General features: G+C 62.1%; 9 protein-coding genes and 1 pseudogene. 3 read left to right on the forward strand and 7 right to left on the reverse strand.

The features are described from left to right. Positions 1–17: 17 nt before the first annotated feature. The gene (ycaC, locus tag M1E16_RS02145) at positions 18–644 is read right to left on the reverse strand and encodes an isochorismate family cysteine hydrolase YcaC (RefSeq protein ID WP_018603387.1); all 627 of its coding nucleotides are present in this window, start codon (positions 642–644) and stop codon (positions 18–20) included. 284 nt (positions 645–928) lie between these two features. Here ycaC and M1E16_RS02150 point away from each other — a divergent pair, with 284 nt between their 5' ends. After that, positions 929–1,198 carry a hypothetical protein gene (locus tag M1E16_RS02150; protein ID WP_458129084.1) on the forward strand — a complete coding sequence of 90 codons (270 nt, stop codon included), beginning with the start codon at positions 929–931 and terminating at the stop codon, positions 1,196–1,198. 297 nt (positions 1,199–1,495) lie between these two features. On the opposite strand, the gene selO is transcribed toward M1E16_RS02150, so the two are convergent. The 5 genes and pseudogenes from selO to M1E16_RS02175 all read right to left on the reverse strand — a co-directional run. Then, complete coding sequence (selO, locus tag M1E16_RS02155) at positions 1,496–2,959, reverse strand: protein adenylyltransferase SelO (RefSeq protein WP_434626428.1); 1,464 nt, start codon at positions 2,957–2,959, stop codon at positions 1,496–1,498. A 37-nt stretch (positions 2,960–2,996) separates the two neighbouring features. Beyond that, positions 2,997–6,359 carry a mechanosensitive channel MscK gene (mscK, locus tag M1E16_RS02160; protein WP_458129085.1) on the reverse strand — a complete coding sequence of 1,121 codons (3,363 nt, stop codon included), beginning with the start codon at positions 6,357–6,359 and terminating at the stop codon, positions 2,997–2,999. A gap of 34 nt (positions 6,360–6,393) precedes the next feature. Continuing rightward, the gene (locus M1E16_RS02165; RefSeq protein WP_458129086.1) at positions 6,394–8,136 is read right to left on the reverse strand and encodes a potassium/proton antiporter; all 1,743 of its coding nucleotides are present in this window, start codon (positions 8,134–8,136) and stop codon (positions 6,394–6,396) included. 282 nt (positions 8,137–8,418) lie between these two features. Continuing rightward, positions 8,419–9,291, reverse strand: a complete 873-nt coding sequence (locus M1E16_RS02170) for a methyl-accepting chemotaxis protein (RefSeq protein WP_458130277.1) — start codon at positions 9,289–9,291, stop codon at positions 8,419–8,421. 30 nt (positions 9,292–9,321) lie between these two features. Continuing rightward, positions 9,322–10,194, reverse strand: a pseudogene (locus M1E16_RS02175) (MCP four helix bundle domain-containing protein); the annotation flags it as partial. Positions 10,195–10,301: 107 nt separating this feature from the next. Here M1E16_RS02175 and M1E16_RS02180 point away from each other — a divergent pair. After that, positions 10,302–10,532, forward strand: a complete 231-nt coding sequence (locus M1E16_RS02180; RefSeq protein ID WP_305497293.1) for a hypothetical protein — start codon at positions 10,302–10,304, stop codon at positions 10,530–10,532. Beyond that, a complete protein-coding gene (locus tag M1E16_RS02185; RefSeq protein ID WP_305497292.1) occupies positions 10,529–10,831 on the forward strand; it encodes a cell division protein ZapA in 303 nt (100 codons plus the stop codon). The genes M1E16_RS02180 and M1E16_RS02185 overlap by 4 nt, the downstream gene beginning before the upstream one ends. A 215-nt stretch (positions 10,832–11,046) precedes the next feature. Here the strand turns inward: M1E16_RS02185 and M1E16_RS02190 are convergent, their stop codons facing one another. After that, on the reverse strand, positions 11,047–12,849 hold the full coding sequence (locus M1E16_RS02190) for an acyl-CoA dehydrogenase (protein ID WP_458129087.1): 1,803 nt from the start codon (positions 12,847–12,849) through the stop codon (positions 11,047–11,049). Positions 12,850–13,041 lie beyond the last annotated feature (192 nt).

The raw sequence follows: 13,041 nt of genomic DNA on the forward strand, positions 1-13,041 counted from the left end.
GTATATCGGTGTGGCCGTTACTTCGCGTTGGTCAGCGTGTTGTAGCTGGTCATCAGGTTGCGATAGTCCGGGATGTGGTTGGAGAACAGGGTCGCCAGACCTTCCACATCGTTGCGCCAGTCGCGGTGCAGTTCGCAGGCCAGGCCGAACCACGTCATCAATTGCGCGCCCGAGGAGGACATGCGGTCCCACGCCGATTGGCGGGTCAGTTCGTTGAACGTACCGGACGCATCGGTCACTACGAACACCTCGAAACCTTCGGCCAGGGCCGACAGGGCCGGGAAGGCTACGCAGACTTCAGTCACGACACCGGCGATGATCAATTGCTTCTTGCCGGTGGCCTTGATCGCCTTGACGAAATCTTCGTTGTCCCAGGCGTTGATCTGGCCAGGACGAGCAATGTAGGGAGCGTCCGGGAACAGCGTCTTGAGTTCTGGCATCAGCGGGCCGTTGGGGCCGGTTTCGAAGCTGGTGGTGAGGATGGTCGGCAGTTGGAAGTACTTGGCCAGGTCAGCCAGGGCCAGCACGTTGTTCTTGAAACGGTCCGGGTCGATGTCGCGCACCAGCGACAGCAGGCCAGCCTGGTGGTCCACCAGCAGAACGGCGGCGTTATCTTTGTCGAGACGGTTGTAGGAAGTAGTCATGGCGTAGTCCTCTAAGTTTTGGTCGCCGAACGTTTCGGCGTGAGTAAGGGTTTCTAGATGTCGGTAAATCGGTGATCCATCTGGCCGAAGCGCCGGCTTCAATCCGTGTTGCGTTTCGATGGGTAAAGATTAAAACCGACACCTTTGTCCCGCCAGACTGCGAAAATCAGCCTTAGCGTTCTATTTGAAGAACGATGCGCTGCGCCATTCATCAGATGAGCCGCACCCCCAGCCCGCCAGACCCTCAAAACACCACAACGTACTTTTGCAAACCCGGAGGTCCCATGAGCAATCCTCAAGACCCAACCCTTCCCGAGACGCTGGACAACCCCAACGACGACGGCTTCGTGCTTGGCACCGCCGGCCGCGACGAAGACCCGAACGCCGCCACGGCCTATGCGACCGATGACCGCCATGATTGTGACGAACTGACCCCGGAAGACGCCCACGGCATGCCGGGGTATCCCGACGAAAAAAAACCGGCGGAACCGGCGGCGGAAGAAGCGGAATCGGGCATCGAGACCCCTGAGCAAGGGAACGATAAGGCGGGGTGAGCGGGTAGCCTGGAGGTCGGCGGTTGGTTGGATATCGCCATCGCGAGCAGGCTCGCTCCCACAGGAGTTTGGTGTTGTGGTCTATATCGCGATCACATCGCTCCCAATGTGGGAGCGAGCCTGCTCGCGAATATTCTCTCTCCCTGACAATCTGAAGCCGTGGCGAGGGAGCTTGCTCCCGCTCGGCGGCGTAGCCGTCGTGGTTTACCTGGAAGACCGCGTCAGTCCATTGGGGACTGCTTCGCAGCCCAGCGGGACAAGCTCCCTCGCCACGGGGGCCATGTGTCTGGCAGGTCGTTACGACGAGCAGCTGATCTCCAGGTGCTTGCCCCATTCCGGCGGCCGTTCGGCGTAGCTGTCCATGCCCGGTTGTTCTTCGAACGGACGGGACAGTACGCCGTGGAGGCGGCGGACTTCTTCGTAGTCGCCTGATTCGGCGGCGTCGATGGCTTTCTGCGCCAGGTAGTTGCGTAATACATACAACGGATTGACCGCGTGCATGCGCGCTCTGCGCTGGGCTTGATCGACAACGCCCTCGCGATTGACCCGAGCGAGGTAAAGCTCGCCCCAGGCATCGAAGCCCTTGAGATCGACAAAGTCATCGCGCAAGCGGGCGACGGCCTGTTCGGGCGCCTGTTCGCCCAGGCGACGGAAAAACAGGCTGTAATCGACGCCGCTGTTCTGCATCAGTTGCAGCAGGCGCTCCACCAGTTTCTGGTCATCGTCCTCGGCGCGGGTCAGGCCGAGGCGGCGGCGCATCAGGTCAAGGTAGTGGGCCTGGTACAGCGGCAGATACAGACCCAGGGTCTCGCGCAGGGCGTCGACGCTGATGAAGGGGGTCAGGGCCTGGGCCAGGGCGCTGAGGTTCCACTGGCCGATGGGCACCTGGTTGCTGAATGAATAGCGGCCCTGGTCGTCGGAGTGGTTGCAGATGAAGTTGGCGTCGAAGTCATCGAGGAAGGCGAAAGGGCCGAAGTCGAAGGTGATACCCAATATCGACATGTTGTCGGTATTCATCACCCCGTGACAGAAGCCGTAGGCCTGCCATTTGGCAATCAACTCGGCGTTGCGTTCGACAATCTCCCGATACATCGCCAGGTACGGTTCCGGCTGCTCCCGGCATTCAGGGAAATGCAGGTTCAGCACGTGCTCGGCCAGGGCCGCGTGCAACTCCGGTTTCTTGGTGTAGTAGAAGTATTCGAAATGCCCGAAGCGCACATGGCTCGGCGCCAGGCGCAGCACCATGGCGGCGCGTTCCTGCTTTTCGCGCCATACCGGGGTGTCGGAGCCGATCACACACAGCGCGCGCGTGGTCGGGATGCCCAAGGCGTGCAGAGCCTCGGAGGCGAGGAATTCGCGGATCGAGGAGCGCAGTACCGCTCGGCCATCGCCCATCCGCGAAAACGGCGTCTGGCCGGCGCCCTTGAGATGAAGGTCCCAATGCTCGCCGGCCTCGTTGTACACCTCGCCCAGCAGCAACCCGCGGCCATCGCCCAATTGCGGGTTGTAGTGGCCGAACTGATGCCCGGAATACACCATGGCCCGAGGCTCGGTTTCGGCCCAGAGTTTGTGGCCGCCGAAAATTTCGGCAAACAGCGGCGTCTGTGCTTCGGCCGGATCCAGGTCAAGCAGCGCCATCGCGGCCGGGCTGGCAACCACCAGGCGCGGATTGTCGATGGGCTCCGGCAGCACGTGGGCCGAGAAACCGTCGCCCAGGCGGGCGAAGCGGTTATCGAAAGTCAGCGTTTCCAGTGTTTTCATGGCCATCTCCGACGGGGCGCCCGCAGGCATCCCGCGATCAGTCGAGTGTCTGTTGCGGTGGCTCGGGAACGGGCTTGATGCTGGCTACGGTCGAGGGCACAGGCCCGAGGGTCTTGTGGTCGGGCTCGGCGGGCACCAGTTTGTATTCCTGGCCTTGCAGGTTCTTCAGATAGATCTCCATCTGACGGAACGAGATGTTGATATGTTCCTTCTTGAACTCCCGGTTGATGAACCGGTTGATCTCATCCAGCACCGGGTTGCGGTCGCCGAGGTCGCGCACGTGCATGCGCAACTCGTGGTCCAGGGTGCTTTCGCCGAAGTTCAGGAAGTACACGATCGGCTCCGGCTCCTTCAACACACGCGGGTTGTCGCGGGCAGCCTTGAGCAGCAGTTCGCGAACCCGATCCAGGTCCGAGCCGTAGTCCACGCCGAGTTTCAGGGTTACCCGGGTCACGGTGTCGGTCAGCGACCAGTTGATCAACTGCCCGGTGATGAAGGTCTTGTTCGGGACGATGATGTCCTTGCGATCGAAGTCGGTGATGGTGGTCGCGCGGATGCGGATCTTGCTGACCGTGCCCGACAGATTGCCGATGGTGATGGTGTCGCCGATCCGTACCGGACGCTCGAACAGGATCATGATGCCGGAGATGAAGTTGGCGAAGATCTCCTGCATGCCGAAGCCCAGGCCCACCGACAGCGCGGCCACCAGCCATTGCAGCTTGTCCCAGCTCACGCCCAGTGTGGACAACGTGGTGACAAAACCGACGCCGGCGATGACATAGGACAGCAACGTGGTGGTGGCGTAGGCGCTGCCCTGGGCCAGGTTCAGCTTCGACAGCACGAACACTTCCAGCAGGCCCGGCAGGTTGCGCGCCAGGGCGAAAGTGATACCGATGATGATCAGCGCGCCAAGCATGTCGCCGATGCTGATGGGCACCATGCTCATGTTCACGCCGGTGCCGCTGGTGTATTCGTAGAGGGTGATGTTGTCCAGGTAGGAGAACACGCTGATCAGGTCCGACCAGACCCAGTACAGCGCGGCCATGAAACCGCCCAGCAGGGCCAGGCGGATCAGGCGCAGGGACTGTTCGTTGACCTTCTCGATGTCCAGCGTCGGCTCCTCGACCACCGTTTCACCGTCGCCGGCCTCCTTGGCCGCTTGGCGCTTGGCCAGGGCGCGCTGGTAGGCCAGTCGCCGGGCCGCGACCGACAGGCCGCGCACGAAGGTGGCTTCGATTACCAGCCAGAACATCAGCAGGTACAGGGTATTGATCAAGCGATCGCTGAGTTTCAACGCGGTGTAGTAGTAGCCGAAGCAGACAGCGACGAACAATGCGATCGGCAGCGCGGTGAACAGTACGCCGACGGCCTTGCGAAACAGCGAGGCGTTGGTGTGCGTCGGGCTGCTGAGCAGCAGTCGGCTGAGCAGCCAGGCCATCGAGGCGTAGCAGGTCAACACCACCGGCATGCCGAGTACGTCGTCGGCCAGGGCCGACGGCTGCAACTCCGCCACGGCAACCACCGCCACCAGGGCCAGCACCACCAGGCCAAGTCGACGGATCCAGGCCTGGAGGAATTCCACCTGGGGTTTTTCCCAGCGGAAATGCAGCTCGGCGACGCCGCCGGGAGAGAGGATTCGATAGGCGGTATAGAACACCAGCCAGGCTTGGCCGATCTGCAGCAGCGCGGCGCCGAGGTTGGTGTTCTGCCCGCGGGCGTCGATCTGCAAGGCATAGCCGCACAGCGCCAGTGCCAGGGCCACCGGCATCGCCAGCAGGATGTTGATCAGGATCGCCTGGGGCGTGTGCCACTGGCTGTCGCGCTTGAAGTGGCCGACATCCTGGTGAACCTTGTTCAAGCGCGCATAAAGATTCTTGCGTCGCCACAGCAGCGCACCGATCAGCAGTGCCAGGGGCAGGAACAGCAGCGGCCGCTGGGTCAGGCCGTCGGCCAGCTCACTGAGGCTCGACGCCCAGGGCAGTGAGTCGACCTGCTTCTCCAGGCGGGCCGGCACGCCACGCATCCATTCGAAATCCAGCGGTTTGTTGCTGGGAATCCAGAACATCTGTTCTTCGAGCGTCGCCCGCAGGTTCTGGGCGGTACTGAGCAGTTGCTTCTGGTTGAGCTGCAAGGTGATGGATTCGTTGAGCACCGCGCTCAACTCACGGTTCAGCCGTTCCAACAGGTCGACCCGGGTCAGGGCCAGTTCCAGCAGGGTCTTGCGCAGTTGCGGCGTGACCTGCTCCGACGGCTGGGACGCCAGCAGGCTGTCGACATAAGCGCTTGGATTGTTCAGCAGCTCGCGTTGCTGGCTGACCTCGAACTGGTACAGGCGGATGTCGGCGATCTGGTCGGCGAGGTTCTGGTCCAGTTTCAGGTGTGGCAGGGTCTGGCGCTGCTTGTAGAGAATCTTGGAGAGCAGCAGGCTGCCCTTGAGCACGCTGATCTGCTCATCCAGAGCGGCGTCGGTCTGGGTGACGCTATCGAGCAACTGCTTGGTCTGCAGGTTCTGCTGGGTGACCTCGTTGAGCCGATCGGTGCTTTTGAGCAGGTAATCGGAGAGCTTCAGGTTGGCCGAACTTTCGGTCGCCAGCAGGCTGCTGCCGCCGGCCTTCTGCGCTTCGATGGATTGCTGGGTCACCGTTTCCTGGGACTGGGCCAGGCGCTTCTGGTTGATCAGGTTCTGCAGATCCTGGATCTCTCGCTCCATGCGGTCGATCTTTTCCGACAGCAAATCATGCTGGCTGTTGCCCAGGTCTTGCAGCTGGCTGTTGCCGGCCAGCTCCTGGCGGCGCAATGGAATCAGCGCATTGAGGGCCGCCAGTTCAGCGTTGAGCTGATCGCGCTGTTCGGCGCTGAGGGCCTTGCCGGCGTCGCGGCCGGCCTTGAGGATGGTGTTGATCTGCTGGATACGGGTCTGGCTGGCGGAGATTTCCGCCTGGGCGCGCTCGGGGCGGGTCTGGGCGGTGATCACCAGGCTGTTGGCGTCGGCCAGGGCCTTTTGCAGGTCGCTCTGCTGGGTGGAGCGCTCCGTCAGCATCTGTTCGAGCTGAGGGATGGGCAGGTTGGCGTAGCGCTGCGCCACCGGCACCACATTGGTGCCCTTGAGCCGCGCCAGCTCGCGCTGGTTCTCGATGTTCTGCTTGGGGGCGTTGGCCAGTTGCTGCTTGAGGGCTTGCAGCTTCTGTTCGTAGTCGGCCTTGTTGCTGAGCTGGGTCAGGGTGTTCTGCAACACGGCCTGCAAGGCTTTCTGGTCGGCCTCCGGCAGTTTGCGGTCGGCGATCTTGTCCAGGCTGGCCTGGACCGAGGCGCTGGTAGGCGGTTCAGCGGCCTGGACGGTGCAGATGGAAAGACTCAGGCCGAGCAGGGCGATGGCGAAAAAGGAGCGCAGGGTAGGCATAAAGACCGGTCAAGCAAGTGAGAGTGGGAGCAGTTTAGAGGAACAAGCCGGGGCCCGGGCGACTTCCTTCGGGGAATCTGACGCCCACTTTGCCGATCTTGTTCCCGTCCATGGCCGCGACCGTCCATAGGGTACTGTTCCACTCCACTTGGTCGCCGACCACCGGAGCCCCCCCGACTTTCTGGGCAATGAAGCGGCCCAGGGACATGTCCGGATCGATGCCGTCGAGTTGCAGCCCGTACAGAGCCGCGACCGCGGCCAGCTGGGCGTCTCCTTCGAGTACGAAGTCGCCGAAAAAGCGCAGATCGAGGCCCCGTTGCGGCGCCTGGCTGAACAGTTTTCCCAAGGCCGGCAAGTCGTGTTCATGGCCGATTACACACAGCAGATCACCGACTTCCAGGACCGTACTACCCGACGGATGGAGCAGTTGCTGGCCACGAAACAGGGCCGCAATACGGGTTCCGTCAGGCATTTTCAGATCCCGAAGCGGCGAGCCGATGCACCACTTTTCCGCACCGAGGCGATAGATGAACAGCTCCCACTCGCTGGTGACGTGAACCTCCAGCGCTGCCCGGGAAATCGGCAAAGGCTCTGGCGGGACGGTCACGTGCAGAAGCTTGGCGACCCACGGCAGGCTCGTGCCCTGCACCAGCAGCGACACCAGCACAATAAAAAATGCCAGGTTGAAATAGAGCTGCGCGTGAGGCAAGCCGGCCATCAGCGGGAACACCGCGAGGATGATCGGTACCGCGCCGCGCAGGCCGACCCAGGAAATGAACACCTTTTCGCGACCGTGGAAAGCCTTGAACGGCAGCAGCCCGACCATCACCGACAGCGGGCGCGCGAAGAGGATCATCCACAGGGCCAGGCCCAGGGCGGGAAGGGCGATCGGCAGCAGGTCATGGGGCGTGACCAGCAGGCCCAACACCAGGAACATGCCGATCTGCGCCAGCCAGGCCATGCCATCGAGCATATGCAGGATGCCGTGGCGACTGCGTATCGGGCGGTTGCCGATTACCAGGCCACACAGGTACACGGCCAGGAAGCCGCTGCCGTGCAGGGCGTTGGTCAGGGCAAACACGGCCAGGCCGCCGCTGATCACCAGGATCGGGTAGAGGCCGTTGGCGAGGTTGATGCGGTTGACCAGTTGCAGCATCAGCCAGCCGCCACCCAGGCCGATCATGGCGCCGATACCGAACTCGCGCATCAGATGGCCCAACAGGCTCCACTGCAGGCCGGTTTCGCCGCTGGCGAGCATGCCGATCAGGGTAACGGTAAGAAACACCGCCATCGGGTCGTTGCTGCCGGACTCGATTTCCAGAGTGGCGCTGACCCGTTCGTTGAGGCCTTTGCCGCCCAACAGCGAAAACACCGCCGCAGCGTCGGTGGAGCCGACGATCGCACCGATCAGCAGGCCCTGGATCAGGTTCAGGTCGAATAGCCACGCCGCCGCCAGGCCGGTCAGCCCGGTGGTGATCAGCACGCCGACGGTGGCCAGCGACAACGCCGGCCACAATGCCACGCGAAAGCTTGAGACCCGCGTGCGCAAGCCGCCGTCGAGCAGAATCACCGCCAGCGCGAGGTTGCCGACCAGGTAGGCAGTGGCGTAGTTGTCAAAAAGAATACCGGCACCGTCCACGCCGGCGACCATGCCCACGGCGAGGATGATCACCAGGATCGGGATGCCCAGGCGCGACGAAAGAGAACTGACCAGAATGCTCGCACTCACCAGCAACGCGCCGATCAAGAACAGGCTGTTGATGGTCGTCGCAGTCAAAGGCAGTACTCCGGAATCTTGAGGGGGCAGGCGCAAACTGACCATGCAGTCTGCGTGCCAGCGATTCTAACCTGTTGAAATGTGATGCTGTCAAAAAAGGTTGGGATCGACGTATGTGCACCGGATCCAGAGAGGAAAACACCGTGGCGAGGGAGCTTGCTCCCGCTCGGCTGCGAAGCAGTCGTCGCTTTTAAAGACGGGGCCGCTGCGCAGCCCAGCGGGAGCAAGCTCCCTCGCCACAAAGCGTGGGTCGCGCACAGTCTGTGAGCGACCCACAGGCGGTCAGACGCTGAACCGCCCGACCATGCTGTTCAGGTCCACGGCCAGGCGCGACAGTTCGGCGCTGGCGGCGGTGGTCTGGTTGGCGCCGGTGGCCGATTGCACCGACAGGTCGCGGATGTTCACCAGGTTGCGGTCGACTTCGCGGGCCACCTGAGCTTGTTCCTCGGCGGCGCTGGCGATCACCAGGTTGCGTTCGTTGATCTCGACGATGGCGGTGTTGATGGTGTCCAGGGACATCCCGGCGCCGCGGGCGATGTTCAATGTCGACTCGGCGCGCTCGGTGCTGTTGCGCATCGAATCCACGGCCTGTTCGGTGCCGCTCTGGATGCTGCCGATCATGCGCTCGATCTCGCTGGTCGACTGCTGGGTGCGATGGGCGAGGGCGCGTACTTCATCGGCTACCACCGCAAAACCACGACCGGCTTCACCGGCGCGGGCCGCTTCAATGGCGGCGTTCAGTGCCAGCAGGTTGGTCTGGTCGGCCAGGCCACGGATCACATCGAGCACTTTGCCGATATCGCGGGACTCATCGGCGAGGTTGCCAATCAGCGTCGCGGTGCTCTGCACGTCGGCGCTCATGCGTTCGATGGCGCTGACGGTTTCCTGCACCAGGTCACGACCGTCACCCGCCGAAGTGGTGGCGTTCTTCGACGCTTCGGAAGTGCTGACCGCGTTGCGGGCGACTTCTTCCACGGCGCTGGTCATCTCGTTGACCGCCGTGGCGGCCTGCTCGATTTCGTTGTTCTGCTGGGTCAGGCCACGGGCACTTTCGTCGGTGACGCTGTTGAGCTCTTCGGCGGCGGAGGCCAGTTGGGTGGCCGAGCCGGAGATCCGCTGCAGAGTGTCGCGCAATTTCTCCTGCATGGTCGCCATTGCTCGTAACAGGCGGCCGGCTTCGTCGCTGCCATCCACGACGATCGGCCGGGTCAGGTTGCCCTTGGCAATTTCTTCGGCGGCATCCAGCGCGTTGGCGATTGGCTTGGTGATGCTGTTGGTCAACAGCCAGGCGAACAGCAGGGTCAGGCCGGTGGCGACGATCAGCAAGGTGACGACCCAGGTGAAAGCCGTTGAGTACTGTTGGGCGGCACCCTGGTTGAGCATTTCGGCCTGGCGATTGTTGATTTCCATCAAGCGGGTGACCGCCGCGTTGATCGCGTCGGAGTTGCTCAGCAATTCAGTGTTGAGCAGCGCTTGCAATTGATCGAGCTGGTTGTTGCGCGACAGGGTCTTCATCCGCTCTTCGAGCTGGCGGTACTGATTCAGCAACTGTACGTATTGCTCATAAGCGGCGCGTTCGTCCGGGGCGCTGATGAGCTTTTCGTATGCGGTCTGCGCCTCGCGGATCTGCTGATTGCGTTGTTCGAACAGCTCATAGGTTTTCTGCTGGACGTCCGGTTCACGGTTGGTCAGCAGGCGATAGGACAGGACGCGAAGGCGCAGGGTGAGCTGGGTGAACTCGTCGAGGGCCTTGATGCTCGGGACGCTGTTCTGGACGATGGTTTCGCCCGAGACGCGGATCTTGCTCATCTGGCTCAAGGCAAATACGCCCAAGGCCAGCATCAGGGCGCCGATCAGGGCAAACCCCAGGAACGCCCGCGGCGCGATGTTCATATTACGTAGGGACATGGAAGTTACCGTGAAAAAGCGCGTCCGTGCGGGGCTGTGACTGGTTTCCTGACTTATCGGTCTGGCGACTGAAGTCTTGAGGGCGCTGCGTGCTTTTGTCGCACGCCATCGGGGTTGGCGCGACGAAGGGTCGGAACCAGATTTCCCCATCACAGTCTTTACAGCTCGCGAGCGGGATACCGCTGCCTTCTGAGTCGTGGCGCCGACGGTGACTTTTCTTTATCGTACGCGCCCCCTTGAAAAGCCTGGAATTCAATATGTTGGAAACATCCCTCAGCCAGCTGGAGCAACTGGTCAACGACCTGGTGCAACAGAACCGCCACCTGACCGGCCTGAATGAAAGCCTGAGCGCCGAACTGGCCAAGGCCAAGGATGAAAACGAAAGCCTGCAGCTGAACCTGATGGAACAGGAAGAATTGCACGGCACCACCGCCGCACGGATCCAGGCCCTGATCGAGCGCGCCAGCACCGCAACGGTCGGCGCATGAAGCAGGGTGCCGATGGGGTGACGGTCGTCTCGATTCTCGGAGAGGAATACTCGATCAAGGCGCCGGCCGGGCAGGAGCAGGCGCTGCTGGACGCCGCCTCGATGCTCAAGGCGGCCCTGGCCGATACCAAGCGTAAATTCCCGACGTTGATCGGCGACCGCCTGCTGGTGCTGGCGGCCATGAACCTGTGTTCGCAACAGATCGAAATGCAAAAGCAGCACCGCGCGGAGCTCGACCGCTACGAGGAGCAGGTCAGCGCCACGGTCGAGGTTATTGCCAAGACGATCCAGCAGGCTTGAACCTTTAGCGAATGTTGGCTGTGGTGCCTGTGTAGGAGCGAGCCTGCTCGCGAAAGCGTCGGATCAGGCGATTCAGCTTTGACTGACAGACCGCTTTCGCGAGCAGGCTCGCTCCCACAGTAGATCTATGGTGAACGCTGATGTTGTGTTCACTTGAGCCCCTGTGGGAGCGAGCCTGCTCGCGAATGGATTTCAGCCGCGCAGCAAGCTCCGGCTCAGAACCACTCATCCCGCATCCCAAGGCACGTATCATCCCGCGCCTCGAGAATCGCCAGCTCGTGGTGACAGCCCGGCACTTCCCAGGTCAGGAAATAGCGCGCCGCTTGCAGCTTGCCCCTGTAGAAGTCCACATCCGCCGCGTTGCCCCTGGCCAGGCCTTCCTCGGCGCGAATCGCCTGTTCCAGCCAGCGCCAGCCAATCACCATATGACCAAAGACTTTCAGGTACAGCGCCGAATTGGCCAGGCTGCTGTTGACCTTGCCCTGAGCCAGGTCCGTCAGCAGCCCGAGGGTGACCGATTGCAGGCGCGCCACCAGTGCTTCCAGCGGCTGGCGCAGGGGCGTCAACGAATCGTACGCCTGGGCGCGCTCGCTGGTATCGGCCACCAGACGGATCAGTTGCTTGAGACCGGCCCCGCCGTTCTGTGCCAGTTTGCGTCCGAGCAGATCCAGCGACTGGATGCCATGGGTGCCCTCATGGATCGGGTTCAGGCGGTTGTCGCGGTAATACTGCTCCACCGGATATTCACGGGTGTAACCATGGCCGCCGAGAATCTGGATCGCCAGTTCGTTGGCCTTCAGGCAGAACTCCGATGGCCATGATTTGACGATAGGCGTCAGCAGGTCCAGCAACTCATGGGCGCGGCGGCGCTCGGCTTCGCTCTCAAGCGTAGTGGTGTCGTCGAACAGCCGCGCCGCGTACAGGCCCAGGTCGAACGAACCTTCCACGTAGGCTTTCTGGGTCAACAGCATGCGGCGTACGTCGGCGTGCTGGATGATCGGCACGGGCGCGGTGCCTGGATCCTTGCTTTCGGGTACTCGGCCCTGAGGGCGTTCGCGGGCGTATTCAAGGGAATACAGGTAACCGGCGTAGCCCAGCATGACGGCGCCCATGCCGACGCCGATCCGCGCCTCGTTCATCATCTGGAACATGTAGCTCAGGCCATGGTGCGGTTTGCCGACGAGGTAACCGACACACTCACCGTTATCACCGAAGTTCAGCGCCGTAGACGTAGTGCCGCGCCAGCCCATCTTGTGAAACAGCCCGGCCAGCAGCACGTCGTTGCGCTTGCCCAGGCTGCCATCTTCGTTCACCAGGAACTTGGGCACGATAAACAGCGAGATGCCCTTCACGCCCGGCGGCGCGTCCGGCAGTTTGGCCAGGACCATGTGCACGATGTTTTCCGACAGCGGATGGTCGCCACCGGAAATGAAGATCTTGTTGCCCTTGAGTCGATAAGTGCCGTCGGACGCCGGTTCCGCGCGCGTACGAATATCCGCCAGCGAAGAACCCGCGTGTGGTTCGGTCAGGGCCATGGTGCCAAAGAAACGGCCGTCGATCATCGGTTGCAGGAAGCGTTGTTTCTGCTCATCGCTACCAAAGCTTTCGATCAGGTTCGCCGCGCCCATGGTCAGGAACGGGTAGGAAGTCGAAGCAGCATTGGCCGACTGGAAATGCGCAAAGCACGCCTGGGACAGCAGCGTCGGCAGTTGCATGCCGCCGGCGTCGAAGCTGCGGGCGGCGTTGAGAAAGCCCGCCTCCAGGAACGCATCCACTGCAGGTTTCACCTCGGGAATCAGGATCGCCTCGCCGTTCTCGTAGCGCGGTTCGTTTTCATCATTCTTGCGGTTGTGCGGCGCGAAATATTTTTCGGCAATGCTGCGGGCCGTACCGATGGCCGCGTCGAAGGTTTCGCGATTGTGCTCGGCAAACCGTTCGCGCTGGGTCAGGCCTTCGGCATCAAGGACTTCATACAGCTCGAAAGCCAGATTGCGGGAACTGAGCAGCGTCTCGGACATGGCGGCCTACCTTTTCTTGGAATGGGCCGAGTCTAGGCGTGCTGATAAAGGCTGAACAGGATGATTGATGACAGTGATGCAGAGGCGGGGGCGACACTAATCAAAATGTGGGAGCGAGCCTGCTCGCGAAAGCGGTGAGTCAGCAACATTGAGGTCGACTGATACGCCATCTTCGCGAGCAGGCTCGCTCCC

It is taken from the genome of Pseudomonas sp. Z2-11 (assembly GCF_054161305.1).